Here is a 17,279-nt window from a genome sequence, read left to right on the forward strand (position 1 = left end):
TGCACCGCCGACCGCTCCCGGAGTACCCTTCCTTGATCGTTGGGTGGGGCGAGTCCCCCGGGAGTGCTCGGGGGAGCGGAAGGCGGTGCGCGGGTGGGCTCGGGAGGGCTGGAGTTGCCCCCTGGTGACGAGGGTCACGAGGGGAACTCCGCAGACGTCCCGCCCGGCACGGTGTCGCTGGCACGGCCCATGGACGCCGCCGGTTCCATCGGGCCGGAGCTGGACTGGGACGCCGACGCCTGGCGTGAGGTGCGTACGCGCGCTCAGCGAGCCGGCCGGGCCTACATCTGGCTGAACCTGGTCGAACAACGGCTGCGCGCGGTCGTGGCCGCCGTTCTGCGTCCCATCTACGAACCCGTCCACGGCGACGACTGGGTGGTCGCCGCGGCGGGGCCGGCGGGCCAGGAATGGGTGCAGCGCGCGGTCGCCGTACGCGAAGTCAGCCGCCGCAAGGGCTACTTGCTCGACCCGGCCGACGACAACGTCCTGAGTTTCCTCACCCTGCCGCAGCTGCGCGAGCTGATGGTGCAGCACTGGCCGTGCTTCGAGCCCTACTTCGACGAGCGCCGGGACGTCGAACTCGCCCTGGACGAACTGGAAGTGACCCGCAACGTCGTCTCCCGCAACCGGGCCCTGTCCGAGGCGGTCCTCGGCCAGGCCGAGCGGGCCTCGGCGCGTCTGCTGGAGATACTCGTCGCGGGCGGCGACGTGCCGTCCGCGCGCCGGCTGCCCGTGGACGCGGTCGAGGACCTCGTCGGAGACCGGTACGCGGACGTGGTCGCCGTGCACCCGGACCGGGTGCGGCTGCTGCGGCAGTTCCCCGCCGAGGACATCTTCGGCGGCGCCCGCCGCCTCGACGCCGTCGGCATCGGCCTCAACCTCCTCGTGCAGAACTTCTCCGGCCGCCGGCTGGTGCGCCTGGCCGAGGCCGGCTGCCGGGTGCGGCTGCTGTTCCTCAACCCGGCCTCCAGCGCCGTCAAGCGACGCGAGCGTGAACTCGGCATCAAGCGCGGGGAGTTGAGCCGTGCCGTCGAGATGAACATTCTGCACATGCGCCGGGTGCGGTCCCGGCTGCGCGACCCGGGCGCCTTCGAGATCCAGGTCTACGACGAGACGCCCCGCTTCACCGCCTATCTGGTGGACGGCGACGGCTCGGACGGCGTCGCCGTCGTGCAGTCGTATCTGCGCCGGTCCCGGGGCATGGAGGCGCCGGTGCTGGTGCTGCGCAACGGCGGCAAGGTGGTGAAGCCGGGGGAGATCGACGACAGTGGGCTCTTCCCGACCTACCGCGAGGAATTCGAGACGACTTGGGTGGATTCGCGCCCGGTGTCCTGAAAGTCGCGCGGGAGGTACGGGGAAGCGGAAGGCGGGAGGAAGCGGAAGGCAGTCCTCTGATTGTCAGTGGCGCATGGGATGGTGGAGACCACTGGGGGAAAGCACCACCAAGAAGGGGGGCCGCCGCATGGGCTGGCACCAGGAGCTGCTGATCGGCTTCGACCTGGAGACGACCGGGACCGATCCGCGCGAGGCGCGCATCGTCACGGGAGCCGTGATCGAGGTCAGGGGCGGGCAGCCCCTCGGACACCGCGAGTGGCTGGCGGATCCGGGCGTGGAGATCCCGGCGGACGCGGTCGCGGTCCACGGGATCAGCAATGAACGAGCGACCGCGGAGGGCCGCCCGGCGGACCAGGTCGCGGACGCCATCGCCGACGTCCTGACGGCGTACTGGAAGACCGGCGTCCCGGTGGTCGCCTACAACGCGGCCTTCGACCTCACCCTGCTCTCGGCCGAGCTGCGCCGCCACGCCCTGCCCTCCCTCCGGGACCGCCTGGGCGGCGTGGACCCGGCCCCGGTCATCGACCCCTACACGATCGACCGCTCCGTCGACCGCTACCGCCGTGGCAAGCGCAACCTCGAAGCGGTCTGCAGGGAGTACGGAGTCCCGCTCGAAGCGGCCCACAACGCCTCGGCGGACGCCCTGGCCGCGGCGAAGCTCGCCTGCGCGATAGCCGACCGGCACCCCAAGATCGCCTCCCTCGGCCCGGCGGAGCTCCACCGCCGCCAGATCGAGTGGTACGCGCAGTGGGCGGCCGACTTCCAGAGCTTCCTGCGCCGCAAGGGGGAGGCGGACGCGGTGGTGGACGGGACATGGCCGCTCAGGGAGCTGGCGGACGAAACCGTCTGAGCCTTCGGGGCCGAAGCACTCAGAACGGATACCACCGCACCGTCTCGTCCCCGTCCCGCAAGGACGCCACCCGCCGCTCGAACTCGGCCAGCGCCCGGGGGTTGCTCGGGGCGTGCTGAGCGACCCACGCACAGCTGGCCGTCTCCCGGGCGCCCCGCAGCACCGAGCACCCCGCCCACTCCCGCACATCCCAGCCGTACGCGCCCGTGAACGCGTCGTAGGCGCCCGCGGGCAGCCCGTACCGGTCCCGGGACAGGGCCATCACCACCAGGTCGTGCTCGCGCAGGTCCGAGGAGAAGGTCTCCAGGTCCACGAGGACCGGACCGTCGGGCCCGACGTGCACATTGCGGGGGAGCGCGTCACCGTGGATCGGGCCGGGCGGCAGCTGCGGGGTGAGCGCCGCCGCGGCCGCCGCGAACCCGTCCCGCCGTTCCCGCAGATACGCCGCGTCCGCCGGATCGATCGCCTCACCCGCAAGCCGCAGCCACCGTTCCACACCACCCAGCAACTCCCGGGGCGGAAGGGCGAAGGAAGGAGAGGGGAGGGCATGGACCACCCGTAGGAGTTCGGCCAAATCCCGGGGCTCGGCGGGCCGTACGGGGTCCGGCAGCCGGTGCCACACCGTCACCGGATGCCCCTCGACGAGCAGCGCCTTCGCCTCGGCCGCCCGCACCGCCGGCACACCCGCCTCGGCGAGCCACTGCGCGATGTCGAGCTCCCGCCGCGCCCGGTCCAGGAGTTCGGCGTCCCGGCCCACCTTGACGGCGAGATCACCAGCGGCGAACACCGCGTTCTCGCCGAGCGCGAGCAGCTGAGCCTGAGCCGCCGGCCCCGGCAGTACCCCCGCCGCGGCCAGTACGTCCCGCGCCCGTGCCTCGTCCATCGTCCGCCTCCGTGTCCTCACACCTGCCGGTACCGGATGTCCCGGATCCGCCGATGTGCTCGCGCACACACCGTCGACTTCCCGCCATCCACCGGTCAGTCTCGCATTCGCACAGGTCGGACGGTGTGCGCGGTGCCTTGACGACCCATATCCCCTTCACGACCATGACGGAGGCCCCCGAGGGGCCGGACTGTCACGAGCCGCGCAAAGGAGCCGATTACGTGACAACAGTGACCGTGACCAAACGGTCGACGCGCGGCGCGCCCCGCGCGGGCGGGGACCGCCGGACGGTGGACCGCGGAGCCTGGTTCCTCGTACTGCCCGCCCTGATCCCGATCCTCTGCCTGAGCGTCGGCCCGCTGGTCTACGGCATCCTGCTGGCGTTCACCGACGCCCAGTCCGGCCGGACCCGTGCCACCCAGTGGATCGGCACCCTGAACTTCCAGGACCTGCTGCACGACACGCTGTTCTGGGAGTCGTTCCGGATCGGCCTGGTGTGGGCCGTGGGGGTGACGGTCCCGCAGTTCCTGCTCGCGCTCGGCCTCGCCCTGCTGCTCAACCAGGACCTGCGCCTGCGCTGGCTGGCCCGCGCCCTGGCGATCGTCCCGTGGGCCATGCCCGAGGTCGTCGTCGGCGTGATGTGGCGCCTGGTCTACAGCCCGGACGCCGGGGTCCTCAACGAGACCCTGCGCGACCTCGGCCTCGGTGACGGCCGCGACTGGCTGAGCGGTCTGGCCACCGCCCTGCCCGCCGTCATCGTCGTCGGCATCTGGGCCGGCATGCCGACCACCACGGTCGCCCTGCTCGCCGGTCTGCAGAACACCCCGCGCGAACTGCACGAGGCCGCGGCGTGCGACGGAGCCGGGCCCTGGCGGCGCTTTTGGACCGTCACCTGGCCCGCCCTCAGGCCCGTCGCCCTGGCCATGGTCGCGCTCAACCTGATCTGGAACTTCAACTCCTTCGCCCTGGTCTATGTGCTCACCAGCGGCGGCCCCGGCGGCCGCACCCGCCTGCCCATGCTCTTCGCCTACGAAGAGGCCTTCCGCTACGGGCAGTTCGGATACGCGGCGGCGATGGGATGCGTGATGGTCGCGGTGATCTCGATCCTCCTCGCGGTCTTCCTGGCGGGCCGGCTCAAGGGAGGTGACGAGGCATGAGGACCAGCACCACGGGCCGCGTCGGACAGTACGCCGCCCTGCTCGCCTATCTCGTCTTCCTCGCCTTCCCCTTCCTCTGGCTGATCTCCACCGCCTTCAAGTCCCCCCGGGAACTGGGCAGTCTGCACCCCGCCTGGATCCCCGAGGACCCCACCCTCGACAACTTCCGCCAGGCCTTCGACGAACAGCCCCTCCTGCGCGCCGCCGGAAACTCCCTGCTCGCCGCGCTCGGCGCCGCCCTGATCGCCGTACTGATCGCGACCCCACTGGCCTACGTCATGGCCCGGCACCGCACCCTGCTCGCGCGGGCGGCGACCGGCTGGGTGGTGGTCAGCCAGGCGTTCCCGCTGGTGCTGGTGATCATCCCGCTGTTCCTGGTGCTGAAGAACCTCCATCTCATCAACTCCCTGTTCGGGTTGGTGCTGGTGTACGTGGTGTGGTCGCTGCCGTTCGCGCTGTGGATGCTCGTCGGATACGTCCGCGCGGTGCCGGCCGAACTGGAGGAGGCGGCGGCCGTCGACGGGGCCGGGAAGCTGCGCACGCTGGTCTCGGTGACCGCGCCGCTGCTCGCGCCGGGGATCGCGGCGACGGCACTGTTCGCGTTCATCACCGCGTGGAACGAGTTCTTCTTCGCGCTGGTCCTGCTCAAGACCCCGGAGAAACAGACCCTCCCGGTGGTCCTCACCCACTTCATCGGCGCGGAGGGTGTCGCCGACCTGGGCCCGCTGGCCGCGGCCGCGTTCCTCGCGACCCTGCCCTCACTGGTCGTCTTCGCGGTCATCCAGCGGCGGATCACCGGCGGGATGCTCGCAGGGGCGGTGAAGAGCTGATGCGCACGAGAGCGATCCTCGTCCTGTTGCTTCTGCTCACGGCCTGTACCGGCGCGAACGGCACGTCCGACGACGGCACCGTCACCCTCCGCTTCCAGTCCCTCGCCTGGCAGGAGGAGTCCGTCGAGGCCAACCGGCAGCTGGTCGAGGAGTGGAACGCGACCCACCCGGACGTCAAGGTCGAGTACGTCCAGGGCAGTTGGGACAGCGTCCACGACCAGCTGCTCACCTCCTTCGAGGGCGGCGAGGCCCCCAACATCATCCACGACGCCTCCGACGACCTCGCGGACTTCGCCTACGGCGGCTATCTCGCCGACCTGACCGACCTGCTGCCCGCCCGGCTCAAGTCAGACATCCCGCAGCGCAGTTGGGAGACGACGACCTTCGGGGGCGGGATCTACGGCGTGCCCTTCCTCCAGGAGCCGCGGGTGCTCATCGCCAACGCGAAGTGGCTGAAGGAGTCCGGCGTACGCATCCCGACGCCCGACAGGCCCTGGAGCTGGACGGAGTTCCGGCGGATCACGGACCGGCTCAGCGGCGACGGCAGGTACGGGGTCGCCTGGCCGCTCAAGGAGCCCGTCTCCGCCACACTCAACCTGTCCCTGTCGGCCGGCGGACAGCTCTTCCACCAGGGCTCCGACGGCAAGGTGACGATCCGCTTCGAGGAGGGCGACGAGGTCGTGCCGCGCACCATCCACGACCAGGCCAACACCGACCGCAGCGCCTCGCCCACCACCCTGGGCAGCGGCGGCTCGGACACCCTGCCCGGCTTCTTCGGCGGCAGGTACGCGATGGTCCCGCTGGGCTTCTCCTACCGCCAGCAGATCGTGCAGCAGGCCCCGAAGGGCTTCGACTGGCAGGTGCTGCCCGCTCCCGCCGGCGCCGGTGGACTCGGTCAGGGCGTCAGCCCGCAGACGCTGTCCGTCGCCGAGGACAGCCCGCACAAGAAGGAGGCCGTCGAGTTCGTCGACTTCCTGCTCCGGCCGGAGAACATGGTCCGCCTCGCGCTGGGCGACTGGATGCTGCCCACCGGCACCCAGGCGCTGAAGGACCCCGCCCTGCACACCGCCGAGAACGGCTGGGCCACCGGCACCGCCCTCGCCACCCACCTCCGCTCGGCGCCCGCCCAGTCCGTGCGCGGCTACCCCGAATGGAAGGACAAGGTCGCGACCCCGGCGTTCCAGGAGTACTACAGCGGCGCGATCGACCTCGGTGACCTGCGCAGACGCCTGGAGAAGGACGGCAACCTGGTCCTCGCCCGCTACCAGCGCTGAAGCGACGCTGGCGTAATTCGGTTGTCGGCTCCGACGGACCGCGCCTAGCGTGCCGTCCGTGGGAGCCTTCAACGCGATCACCATCTCCGGTCACGGCCGGGGCTGCACGCACTCCATCCGGATGCGTCGCCGCCTCGGAGCCCTGACCGGCCCGAGGAGCGGCATCCGCTGACGCGGCGGTGACCCACCTCGCTCTTCCCTCTGTCTTCCGGTCAGGGCCTTCGGCTGCCCATCTCACTTTTCCCGGAAGACAAGGACCACCAGCCATGGCCCGCCCCACGCGCGTCTCCCGCGCGCTCTCGCAGAACTTCCTCACCGACCGCGCCGCCGTCGAACACCTCGCCCGAGTCGCCGTACCGCAGCGCAGCAGGACTCCTCTGCTGCTCGAAGTGGGCGCCGGGAAAGGCGCGTTGACCGCCGCGCTCGCCCCTCGGTGCCGGCAGCTGCACGCCTACGAGATCGACCCGCGCCTGCTGCCGGGCCTGCGCGCCCGCTTCGCCGAGACACCTCAGGTCCGGGTCGTCCACGGCGACTTCCTCGCCGCCCCGCCACCCCGCACCCCGTTCTCCGTCGCGGGCAACGTCCCCTTCTCCCGCACTGCCGACATCGTCGACTGGTGTCTGCGCGCCCCGCACCTCACCGCCGCCACGCTCCTCACGCAGCTGGAGTACGCCCGCAAACGCACGGGGGACTACGGGAGCTGGACGCTGCTGACCGTCCGCAGCTGGCCGCGCCACGACTGGCGGCTGGTCGGACGGGTGGACCGGAGCAGCTTCAGCCCCAGGCCGCGCGTCGACGCCGGGATCGTACGCATCGAGCGTCGCCGCACACCGCTCCTCGACCGCGCCGGGTGCGCGAGTTGGTGCCGGCTGGTCGAGCTCGGCTTCTCCGGAGTCGGCGGCAGCCTGTACGCCTCGCTGCGCGGGACGTACCCACGGCGGCGGGTGGACGCGGCGTTCCGGGCGGCGGATCTCGACCGGGGTGCCCTGGTGGGGGAGGTGTCCCCGGCGCGGTGGCTGCGGCTGCACGCAAGTCTCAGCGGGTTCGTGGGCGTCCCTGAGCCTTAACAAGTTGCACGAGACGTCTCGTCTCGTCTAGTCTCGACGGCATGACCACTCCCGCACACATCGCCATGTTCTCCGTCGCCGCCCACGGCCATGTGAACCCGAGCCTCGACGTCATCCGCGAGCTCGTCGCACGCGGCCACCGGGTGACGTACGCGATCCCGCCGGTGTTCGCGGAGAAGGTCGCCGCGACCGGCGCCGAGCCCAAGCTCTGGAACTCCACCCTGCCCGGGCCCGGCGCCGACCCGGAGGCGTGGGGCAGCACCCTCCTCGACAACGTCGAACCCTTCCTCGCCGACGCCATCCAGGCGCTGCCGCAGCTGATCGAGGCGTACGAGGGAGACGAACCGGACCTCGTCCTGCACGACATCACCTCCTACCCGGCCCGCGTGCTCGCCCACCGCTGGGGCGTGCCCGCAGTCTCGCTCTCGCCGAACCTCGTGGCCTGGGAGGGCTACGAGAAGGAGGTCGCCGAGCCGATGTGGGCGGAGCCGAAGAAGACCGCGCGGGGGCAGGCGTACTACGCCCGCTTCCAGGGCTGGCTGGAGGAGAACGGGATCACCCTGCACCCCGACCCGTTCGCAGGCCGGCCCGACCGGTCGATCGTCCTCATCCCCAAGGCGCTGCAGCCCAACGCCGACCGCGTCGACGAGAAGGTGCACTCCTTCGTCGGCGCCTGCCAGGGCGACCGCGCCGCCGAGGGGGAGTGGCAGCGGCCCGCCGACGCGGACAAGGTCGTCCTCGTCTCGCTCGGCTCGGCCTTCACCAAGCAGCCCGGCTTCTACCGGGAGTGCGTGCAGGCCTTCGGCGACCTGCCCGGCTGGCACCTGGTGCTCCAGATCGGGGCGAGCGTGGACCCGGCCGAGCTGGGGGACATCCCCGCGAACGTCGAAGTGTCCTCGTGGGTACCGCAGTTGGCGGTGCTGCGACAGGCCGATCTGTTCGTCACCCACGCCGGCGCCGGCGGCAGCCAGGAGGGCCTCGCGACCGGCACGCCGATGATCGCCGTACCGCAGGCCGTGGACCAGTTCGGCAACGCGGACATGCTCCAGGCCCTCGGCGTCGCCCGGGTCGTCCCCACCGAGGAGGCCACCGCCGAGACCCTGCGGGCCACCGCCCTCACCCTCGTCGACGACCCCGAGGTGGCCCGGCGGCTGAAGGACATCCAGGCCGAGATGGCGAAGGAGGGCGGCACCCACCGGGCCGCCGACCTCATCGAGGCCGAGCTGCCCGCTCGTCCGGCGACGCGGCCGCACCTCGCCCGCTAGGCCGGTGTCGCTTCCCTCCGCCCTGCAACGCTCCCTCGACCTGCTGTGCTGTCCCGCGTGCCGAGCGGGCCGCCTGTACCCCGACCGCGGGGCGCTGCGCTGCCCGAGCGGGCACAGCTTCGACATCGCCCGGTGCGGCTACGCCGGCCTGCTGACCGGCACCCGCGCCACCAGCGGTGACGACGCGGCCATGGTCCGGGCCCGGGACCGGTTCCTGTCCACCGGCGCCTACGCACCCATCCGCCGGGTGGGGCCCGTATGGCGGCCGACGCCGCGTCCGGACCGGCCACGGTGGTGGATGTGGGATGCGGCACCGGGTACCACCTGGCCGGCGTGCTCGACCGGTTGCCCGGTGCCCGCGGTCTGGGCCTGGACACATCGGTGCGCGCGCTGCGCTCGGCGGCCCGTGTCCACGACCGGGCCGCCGCGGTGGCCTGGGACGTCTTCCGCCCCTTCCCACTGGCCGACGGGGTGGCTGATGTCGTGCTGGACGTGTTCGCCCCGCGCAACCCGGCGGAGTTCCACCGCGTCCTGCGCCCGACCGGCCGGCTGATCGTGGTCGGTCCCACCGGGCGGCACCTCGCCGAGCTGCGCGGCCGGTGGCCTTCGGCGGTCACGGTCGACCCGGCCAAGGAACAGCGCCTGCACCGGGCGCTGGGCCCCTGCTTCGAGGCCGCCGTCACCGAACAGGTGGAGTACCCCGCGCCCCTGACCGGTCCTGACGTCCTGGACCTGGTGGCGATGACGCCGAGCGCACGTCACCTGGGCCGTGCCGAGCGGCACGCCGACGGCTCCCTTCCCGATCAGGTCACCGTCTCCGTACCGGCCACCGCCTACCGGCCCCGGTGACCACGCGACGCACCGGCGACCACCTGCCCGGCCCCGGTGAACAGGCAAACGCACAGGGCCCGTTGGCTCCCCGGTGACCAACGGGCCCTGCGCCGTGCCGCGGGTGGTCACACCCGGGCAGGCTCCTCCACCTCGTGGGCGACGACCTCCGGCGCCTCGTCGTGCGTGAGGTCGGGCAGCCGGTTCAGCCACTTCGGCAGATACCAGTTGCGCTCGCCCAGCAGCGCCATGACCGCCGGGAGCAGCACACCCCGGATGATCGTCGCGTCGATGAGGACCGCGGCCGCCAGGCCCACGCCCATCTGCTTCATGGACTGCATGGACAGGGTGCCGAAGATCCCGAACACGGCGACCATGATGACCGCGGCGCTGGTGACGACACCGGCCGTGGTGACCACACCGTGCTGGATCGCGTCATTCGTCGACCGGCCCCGCAGCCGCGCCTCACGGATCCGGGAGACCACGAACACGTGGTAGTCCATGGACAGGCCGAACAGGATCACGAAGAGGAACAGCGGCAGCCAGCTGATGATCGCGCCGACGCCCTCCGCGCCCACCAGGGACGCGCCCCAGCCGTGCTGGAAGACGGCGACCAGGATGCCGTACGCCGCGCCCACCGACAGCAGGTTCAGCACGATCGAGGTGACCGCGATCGTCAGCGAGCGGAACGACAGCAGCATCAGCAGGAAGGCGAAGACCACGACGAAGGCGAAGACCGGGACGACCGCGCCGGTCAGCTGGTCGTTGAAGTCCTTCGAACCGGCCACCTGACCGGTGATCGGAGCCTCGACGCCGTCCACCTTGCCGAGCGTGGCGGGCCGTACCTCGTCGCGCAGCTTGTCCAGGCTCTCGCCCGCCCTGTCGAGGTCGGAACCGCCGACCAGCGGGACGTAGACGAAGGCGACGTTCTGCGCGTCGTGCAGCTTGATCTCCACCGGGCCGCGCGAGGCGCCCGAGGAGATGGCCTGCTGCTTGAAGGCGGCCAGCGCGCTCGTGACCTCGGGGGCGTTGATGTCGTCCGCCTTGACGATCACCTCGGCGGGCTCGGAACCGCCCGGGAAGGCCTCGTTGACCCGGTCGTACGTCTGCACGATCGGCAGCGAGTCGCCGAACTCCTGGTCCAGCGTGAGGTTCTGGGTCTTCATGCCTACCGCGGGGGCCGCGACGGCGAGCAGGACACCGGCGGCGGCGACGACCGAGACCATCGGACGCTTCAGTACGCCGCTCAGGACGGCCGTCCAGAACCGGCTCTCCCGATTCTTGGCGTGGCCGTGGCTGCCGCGGCCCCGGCGCAGACGGCTCTCCGGGTGCAGGAACGGGATCTTGCCCTTCTCGACCCGGTGGCCGAGCAGTGACAGCACCGCCGGCAGCACGGTCACCGAGCCGACCATGGCGACCGCCACCACGATCAGCGAGGCCAGACCCATCGCCTCGAAGTCCGCGATCCCGGTGAACAGCATGCCCGCCATCGCCACGCACACCGTGACACCGGAGACGATGATCGCCCGGCCACTGGTGGCCGCGGCGATCCGCAGCGCCGTCTGCGAGTCCCGGCCCGCCTCGCGCTCCTCGCGCTCACGGCGCAGATAGAACAGGCAGTAGTCGACGCCGACGGCCAGACCGACCAGCAGCATCACCGAGTTGGCGACATCACCCATCGGCATCAGATGGCTCACGATGCCCATCAGGCCCATCGTCGCCATGATCGCGGTGATCGCCAGCAGCACCGGCACCAGCGCCGCCACCAGCGCGCCGAAGGCCACCAGCAGGATGCCGAGCGCCACGGGCACGGCCGAGTACTCGGCCTTCTGGAAGTCGTCGCCGAACGCGTCGTCGAACGTCTTCTGCATGCTGGCGCTGCCGATCTCCTCGATCCGCACCGAGGAGTGGTCCTGCTGCACCTTCTCGACCGCGTTCAGCACCGGCTCGACCCGCTCGGCCGCGGTCTCCGCGTCACCGCGCATGTCGAACTGCACCAGCGCGCTGCGACCGTCCTTGGAGATGGTGTCCGCGGTGTACGGCGACTGGACGTCCGAGACCTTCCCCGTCGCGTCGACGGCCTTGACGACCGCGTCGACGGCGGCCCGGAACTCGGCGTCCGTCGCCTTCAGACCGCTGTCCTTCGCCTGCACGAGGACCGTCTCACCGGCCGGCTCCTCGATGTCGGCGTCCTTGATTATCTGCGCTGCGGTGTGTGTCTCGCCCTTCAGGCCGTCGCTCTCGTCGACGTCGACCCGGCCCGCCGCCGAACCGAGTCCCATCGCCAGGACCACGAACAGCACCCAGATACCGACCGCCGCCCAGCGATGCCGGGCGCTCCAGCCGCCGGCCCGGGCCGCGAGGCCCCGCACGCGTGTTTCTCCGTTCCCCATGACGGGCTTGCCCCCTTGAATGGGGTGACGGCCCCCTGCCGCCACCGTTCGATTCGAAGGTATGGGCCCGATAAAGCCGTCTCGTCGTGCTGCCCGGTGAAGTGCGACGACGGGGCTCCTTCTCTCGGACCAACGCCGTCTCCCCACTGGGGAGGAGAGTGACCCTTACATCTATCGGCGGCGCCGGGATGTCAGCGGGTCGTCGGTTTCACTGGGCGGTCGATGTCAGTGGGCCGTCCTAGGGTGGCCGCATGACGACGACGTATGCGGCACTGCTGCGCGGGATCAACGTGGGCGGCGCGAAGAAGCTCCCGATGGCCGAGCTGCGCACGCTGATGGCGGGCCTCGGGTACGACAGCGTCCGCACCTACCTCCAGAGCGGCCAGGCCGTCTTCGCCTGTGACCACGGCGACGAGGACTCCCTCGCCGCCGAGCTCACCGGGGCGATCGAGAAGCAGTTCGGCTTCTCCGTCGACGTCATCGTCCGCGACCACGCCTACCTCGCCGCGATCGCCGACGCCTGCCCCTTCCCGGCCGCCGAACTGGAGGCCAAGCAGCTCCACGTCACCTACTTCTCCGCCCCCGTCGACGCGGACCGGTTCGCCGCCATCGACCAACAGTCCTTCCTCCCCGAGGAGTTCCGCCTCGGCGACCGCGCCCTGTACCTGTACGCCCCGGACGGCCTGGGCCGCTCCAAGCTCGCCGAACAGCTCGCCAAGCCGCGCGTGAACAAGGGGCTGATCGCCACCAGCCGCAACTGGAACACCGTGCTCAAGCTGGTGGAGATGACCGCCGCAGAGTGATCCGCCGCACGCCGCCGTAGGTGGTGTACGAGGTGATCGTGTCCGGCACGGACACCGGCTCCCCGTTCCGCGCCGCCGCGTCCAGGAGGGCGAGGTCCTCCTCGGTGAGGTCCGCGTCGTCCCGGACCTGACGGGGACCCCAGCCGTCCCACGGCAGCGGTTCCACCCCGCCGAGCGCGGCCAGGTCCTGGAGGAGGCGGGCGCGGACCAGCCACAGGCCCCTGAGCCGGTCGACCGAGTGGAAACCGCACCGCGCGGGATCGATCCGCCCCTCCCGGCAGCCCCGCCAGACGTCCGCGGCCACCAGGAACCGGTCCCGCGGCACGTCCAACGGGTCGAACGGCACCTCGTACGACGGATGCAGCACCTGCGGGTCGACCAGCCGCCAACTCCCGTCCGGCAGCCGGTACTCGGTGACCCAGTGGTCCTCGAGGAAGTCCGCCACGAAGTATGTCGCGAAGCCGCCGCGGATGCGGGCGGGTGTGCCCGTGGCCCGCAGCAGCGAGCACAGCAGCAGGGAGAAGTCCCGGCACGTGCCCACGAACCGCTCATGCGGCGCCCGTTCCTCGGTGAGCGGCGCGTCCCGGCGCTCGCGCAGCAGGCGCAGGATCTCGGTGACGTACCGCGACTCGGCGTCCTCGTGCAGCCGTTGCTCGGGGATGGCGTAGCCGAAGCGCCCGCCCTCCAGCCGGTGGATGATCAACTCTCGTACTGTCTCGGCCAATTGCCCCGCCGTCACGGGGAGGCCGCTGACGTCGAGGTCGCCCGGGTCGCTGAAGACCGTCTGTCGCAGATAGTCGTCCATGCCGGTGACCCTGATCCTTTCCCCAGGGGCAAGGTCAAGTGTGCGAGGCTCGCTCCATGCGCTACATCATCATCGGAGCAGGAGCGGTCGGAGGCGTCGTCGGCGGGCGGCTCGCGGAGTCGGGGTGCGAGGTCGTGCTCGTGGCGCGGGGCGCGCACCAGGCGGCGTTGCGTGAGCACGGCCTGCGACTTCGGGTGCCCGACGGAGAGTCCGTCCATCGGCTGCCCGTCGTCGACGGGCCGGCCGAGCTCGGCGAACTGCGCGCCGACGACGTGCTCGTCCTCGCCGTGAAGACCCAGGACAGCGTGGCCGCGCTGCAGACCTGGGGGCCGGCCCCGGTGACCGGCGGGGGCACGGCGGCCGAGCGACTGCCGCTGGTCTGCGCGCAGAACGGCGTGGAGAGCCAGCGGCTGGCCCTGCGGACGTTCCGGAGGGTGTACGGCGTCTGCGTGTGGCTGCCCTGCACGCTCGTCGAGCCCGGCGTCGTCAGCGCCGCCGGCACCCCGCTCACCGGCATCCTGCACCTGGGCCGCCACCCGCACGGCACCGACGAGACCGCCCGGCTGATCGCCGCCGACCTGGAGAAGTCCCACTTCGAGGCGCCGGTCGTGCCGGACGTGGCCCGTTGGCAGTACGCCAAGCTGCTCGCCAACCTCGGCAACGCGCTGGAGGCCGTGAGCGGCCCGCTGTCCGGCGCGGCGGCGGAGGACCTGGCGGCCCGCGTACGGTCCGAGGGCGCGGCCGTGCTCGACGCCGCCGGCATCGCTTACGTCGACGCCGAGGAGCAGCGGGCGGCCCGTGGCGACAAGGTCACCCTCGTCTCCCTCGACGGCGTCCCCCGCGGCGGCGGTTCCTCCTGGCAGTCCCTGAACCGCGGCACCGGCACCATCGAGGCCGACTACCTCAACGGCGAGATCGCGCTGCTGGGCCGCCTGCACGACGTCCCGACGCCGCTCAACGACCTGCTCCAGCGGCTCGCCAACGCCTTCGCACGGGAGCGCCGGGCGCCGGGGTCGATGCCGGTGGGGGAGCTGGTACGGCTGGCGCAGGAAGAAGTGGATCACTCGAGCAGTGCTTGATTGGGCCATGGCACTGGACCAATAGGTCACTACCGTCGACGCCATGACCACCGCAGAACCCACCCGCGTCGACTTCTGGTTCGATCCCGCCTGCCCCTTTGCCTGGATCACCTCCCGCTGGCTGCTGGAGGTCGAGCGGGAGCGCCCCCTCGACCTCCGCTTCCACGCGATGAGCCTGTACCTGCACAACATCGGCAACGAACTGCCGGACTGGTACCGGGAGTTGGTCGACAAGTCGATCGGCCCGGTGCGGGTCGCCGTGGCCGCCGCGGAACGTCACGGGGAGAAGGTGCTCCGTGATCTCTACACGGCCTTCGGCACCCGCATCCACGAACGGAAGCAGGAGGACTTCGACGCCGTCGTCACCGAGTCCCTCGCCGAGCTCGGGCTCGCGGCGGATCTCGCCGCCGCCGCGCACGACACCGCGTACGACGAGGCCGTCCGCCGCAGCCACGACGCCGGTGTCGAGCCCGACTCGGGCGGCTATGTGGGCACGCCCACGATCCATGTCGACGGCACGGTGTGGTTCGGGCCGGTGCTGCGGGCGATTCCGCGGGGTGCACGGGCGGCCGAACTCTTCGACAGTTTCCGGGTGTTGGCCACCGAGCCGGACTTCTTCGAACTCAAGCGCACCCGCACGGGAGTCCTGAGCTTCGACTAGGCCGACAGGCTTTCAGGCTTTGTCGCCCCGCCACTCAGGCCCGGACGAGGGGCGTGTCCACCAGGTGCTCGGCCAAGAACCAGGACTGCAGCTCGCCGGTCCTGATGATCTGTGAGACGAAGAGGTCGTTGGTGCCGTCGTCTCCCAGTTCAGCGGTGCGCGCGGCGGCGTCGTGGGCCTCGACGAGGATGGTCTCGTGGGCTTCCAGCAGCCGGGACAGCATGGCCGGGACCTCCTCCACGCCGTTCGGGGGCCGCTGGATCGAGGTGATCTCGGCGACGTGCCGGGGGTCACCCACCGCGACGCCGCCCAGCGACTGGACGCGCTCGGCGAGGGTGTCGACGAGTGCCAGTTGTTCGTCCGCGTGCTTGTCCAGGACGAGATGCAGCTGGTAGAAGGTCGCGCCGCGCATCAGCCAGTGGTGCTTCTTGTAGAGGCCGTAGAGGATCTGCGTGTCCGCCAGGACCTTGTTGAGGCGCTGGCAGGAGTACATCCGGGCCTCGTACGAGAGGCCGAGCGGGAACTGCTTGACGGTCCCGAAGTCCTGGATCACTTCGCCCTTCTGGTGCAGCCAGGGCTGGCTGCCGCTCAGGGGCTGGGAGTTGGTGGTCATGTTCTGCCTCCTGCGGTGCTGTGCGTACTTGAGCGACGCTAGGGCGCTGTCGCCGCGTCCCCTTTTCCAGCAGCGCATGCACCAGAGCCTGTCAGCGCACGGCGCCCGGCGCCCCTCCACACGGATCCGCGAGGAGGCCACCAGCGCCTCGGAGCGGACCGCACGCGAAAGGCGGTACGGCGGAGCTACCTGGCTCCGTCCGCTCAGGAGGCCGAGTCCGGCTCCAGGAGCGTGTGAATCCGCAGCCCGAGGTGCAGCACCAGCCGGTCACCGCCGTTGTCCAGATCGAGCCCGGTGACCTCCTGAACCTGCCGGAGGCGGTAGTAGAGCGAGGTGCGGTGGATGCCCAGTGCCTCCGCGGTGCGGGGAATGGAGCCGGCGTTCTCCAGGAAGCACCGCAGCGTCTCCTCGAGCCGCTGGCCCACGGGGCTGTCCAGCAGGGTGCGCACGGGCCTGGGCAGCAGCGATGCGTTGAGCGCCGCATCGGGAAGCCGCAGCAGTACGGCGAGTTCGCCCAGCGTCTCGTATGTGACAGAGCGGGGCGCTCGGGCCGGCGGAGGACGGCTACCCGGCTGGAAGCAGGCCCGGATCGAGGCGGTCGGTGGTCTCGAAGGCAGAAGTCCAGCGCCTGACGGGCGTGGTGGAGCAGTGGGGGTGTGCGCCGCGACTGCTGACCGACCGGCTGGAGGAACAACGCGGCCGGGCAGAAAGGGATCTCTGCCCGGCCGTCCAGCTCAACTGAAGGATCGGACGGCGTCAACGATGACGCGGGTCACCGCCTTCGCACGGCTCCATGGCCAACGCGCTGCCGCAGGCCATCGGCGCACAGTTCCTCGACCGGTCCCGGCAGGTGGTGTCACTGTCGGGCGACGGTGGCTTCTCGATGCTGATGGGTGACTTCCTGACACTCGTCCATCACGGGCTGCCGGTGAAGGTCGTCGTCTTCAACAACTCGTCGCTGGGCATGGTCGACCTGGAGATGATGGTCGACGGACTGCCGCCGCACGGCACCGACTACCCGCACTCCGACTTCGCCGCCATCGCCACCGCGGCCGGCGCACGCGGCATCCGCGTGGAGAAGCCGGCAGAGGTGCGCGAGGCGCTCCGCGCCGCCTTCGCCCACGACGGACCCGCACTGGTGGACGTCGTCACCGACCCCAACGCCCTCGCGGTTCCCCCCAAGATCACCACCGAGCAGGTCACCGGCTTCGCACTGTCGGCGAGCCGCACCGTCCTCACGGGCGGCGTCGGCCGAATGATCGACCTGGCCCGGGCCAACCTGCGCAACATCCCGCGTCCTTGAGGGCACGGCGGCCACCTGTCCCAGGCTGCCTGGGGCGCGCTCAGGCTACGACCAGGGCATCGACGGACCACCAACCCGCGCCCGCCGCCCATAGAGTTCAAACACACCGCCGGGAACCGGCTCGAAACGCACG

13 protein-coding genes and 4 pseudogenes are annotated in these 17,279 nt (G+C 71.2%); 12 read left to right on the forward strand and 5 right to left on the reverse strand.

Features of this window, described 5'->3' with window-relative positions; translation table 11 throughout:
* The first annotated feature begins 63 nt into the window (after positions 1-63).
* The gene (locus PH203_RS07225; RefSeq protein WP_289917645.1) at positions 64-1,335 is read left to right on the forward strand and encodes an SAV2148 family HEPN domain-containing protein; all 1,272 of its coding nucleotides are present in this window, start codon (positions 64-66) and stop codon (positions 1,333-1,335) included.
* 127 nt (positions 1,336-1,462) lie between these two features.
* Entirely contained in the window at positions 1,463-2,185 is a 723-nt protein-coding gene (locus PH203_RS07230; protein WP_289917647.1) for a 3'-5' exonuclease, read from the forward strand.
* Positions 2,186-2,204: 19 nt separating this feature from the next.
* Here PH203_RS07230 and PH203_RS07235 read toward each other — a convergent pair whose 3' ends face one another.
* Positions 2,205-3,068: an aminoglycoside phosphotransferase family protein gene (locus PH203_RS07235; RefSeq protein ID WP_289917649.1), complete on the reverse strand. Its 864-nt coding sequence runs from the start codon at positions 3,066-3,068 to the stop codon at positions 2,205-2,207.
* Positions 3,069-3,289: 221 nt separating this feature from the next.
* Here PH203_RS07235 and PH203_RS07240 point away from each other — a divergent pair, with 221 nt between their 5' ends.
* The 6 genes and pseudogenes from PH203_RS07240 to PH203_RS07265 all read left to right on the forward strand — a co-directional run bounded on the left by PH203_RS07240 (position 3,290) and on the right by PH203_RS07265 (position 9,510).
* Entirely contained in the window at positions 3,290-4,225 is a 936-nt protein-coding gene (locus PH203_RS07240; protein WP_289917651.1) for a sugar ABC transporter permease, read from the forward strand.
* Entirely contained in the window at positions 4,222-5,055 is an 834-nt protein-coding gene (locus PH203_RS07245; protein ID WP_289917652.1) for a carbohydrate ABC transporter permease, read from the forward strand. Before PH203_RS07240 ends, PH203_RS07245 begins: the two co-directional genes overlap by 4 nt.
* Entirely contained in the window at positions 5,055-6,329 is a 1,275-nt protein-coding gene (locus tag PH203_RS07250; RefSeq protein WP_289917653.1) for a sugar ABC transporter substrate-binding protein, read from the forward strand. Before PH203_RS07245 ends, PH203_RS07250 begins: the two co-directional genes overlap by 1 nt.
* 266 nt (positions 6,330-6,595) lie before the next feature.
* Complete coding sequence (gene erm, locus PH203_RS07255) at positions 6,596-7,396, forward strand: ErmE/ErmH/ErmO/ErmR family 23S rRNA (adenine(2058)-N(6))-methyltransferase (protein WP_289917655.1); 801 nt, start codon at positions 6,596-6,598, stop codon at positions 7,394-7,396.
* A pseudogene (mgt, locus tag PH203_RS07260) lies at positions 7,386-8,661 on the forward strand (macrolide-inactivating glycosyltransferase). The gene erm and the pseudogene mgt overlap by 11 nt, the downstream one beginning before the upstream one ends.
* Positions 8,662-8,665: 4 nt before the next feature.
* Positions 8,666-9,510: pseudogene (locus PH203_RS07265) on the forward strand (methyltransferase domain-containing protein).
* 107 nt (positions 9,511-9,617) lie between these two features.
* Here the strand turns inward: PH203_RS07265 and PH203_RS07270 are convergent.
* Positions 9,618-11,882: an MMPL family transporter gene (locus PH203_RS07270; RefSeq protein WP_289917657.1), complete on the reverse strand. Its 2,265-nt coding sequence runs from the start codon at positions 11,880-11,882 to the stop codon at positions 9,618-9,620.
* A gap of 251 nt (positions 11,883-12,133) precedes the next feature.
* Between PH203_RS07270 and PH203_RS07275 the strand changes: the two genes are divergently transcribed.
* The gene (locus tag PH203_RS07275) at positions 12,134-12,685 is read left to right on the forward strand and encodes a DUF1697 domain-containing protein (RefSeq protein WP_289917658.1); all 552 of its coding nucleotides are present in this window, start codon (positions 12,134-12,136) and stop codon (positions 12,683-12,685) included.
* Here PH203_RS07275 and PH203_RS07280 read toward each other — a convergent pair.
* Complete coding sequence (locus PH203_RS07280; RefSeq protein ID WP_289917660.1) at positions 12,654-13,490, reverse strand: transglutaminase-like domain-containing protein; 837 nt, start codon at positions 13,488-13,490, stop codon at positions 12,654-12,656. The genes PH203_RS07275 and PH203_RS07280 overlap by 32 nt on opposite strands.
* A 56-nt stretch (positions 13,491-13,546) precedes the next feature.
* On the opposite strand from PH203_RS07280, the gene PH203_RS07285 reads away from it, so the two are divergent.
* Both PH203_RS07285 and PH203_RS07290 read left to right on the forward strand, forming a co-directional pair.
* Complete coding sequence (locus PH203_RS07285; protein WP_289917662.1) at positions 13,547-14,569, forward strand: 2-dehydropantoate 2-reductase N-terminal domain-containing protein; 1,023 nt, start codon at positions 13,547-13,549, stop codon at positions 14,567-14,569.
* Between the two features lie 43 nt (positions 14,570-14,612).
* Positions 14,613-15,230 (forward strand): DsbA family protein, encoded by a 618-nt coding sequence (locus PH203_RS07290; protein WP_289917664.1) that lies wholly within the window; start codon positions 14,613-14,615, stop codon positions 15,228-15,230.
* Positions 15,231-15,264: 34 nt separating this feature from the next.
* Here PH203_RS07290 and PH203_RS07295 read toward each other — a convergent pair whose 3' ends face one another.
* Both PH203_RS07295 and PH203_RS07300 read right to left on the reverse strand, forming a co-directional pair.
* Positions 15,265-15,843 (reverse strand): DNA starvation/stationary phase protection protein, encoded by a 579-nt coding sequence (locus PH203_RS07295; RefSeq protein WP_289917666.1) that lies wholly within the window; start codon positions 15,841-15,843, stop codon positions 15,265-15,267.
* Positions 15,844-16,046: 203 nt separating this feature from the next.
* Positions 16,047-16,370, reverse strand: a pseudogene (locus PH203_RS07300) (helix-turn-helix domain-containing protein); the annotation flags it as partial.
* Between the two features lie 227 nt (positions 16,371-16,597).
* On the opposite strand from PH203_RS07300, the pseudogene PH203_RS07305 reads away from it, so the two are divergent.
* Positions 16,598-17,146, forward strand: a pseudogene (locus PH203_RS07305) (thiamine pyrophosphate-dependent enzyme); the annotation flags it as partial.
* Between the last annotated feature and the right edge of the window lie 133 nt (positions 17,147-17,279).

The sequence above is a fragment of the Streptomyces sp. S.PB5 genome, from assembly GCF_030403745.1.
GTDB lineage: Bacteria > Actinomycetota > Actinomycetes > Streptomycetales > Streptomycetaceae > Streptomyces.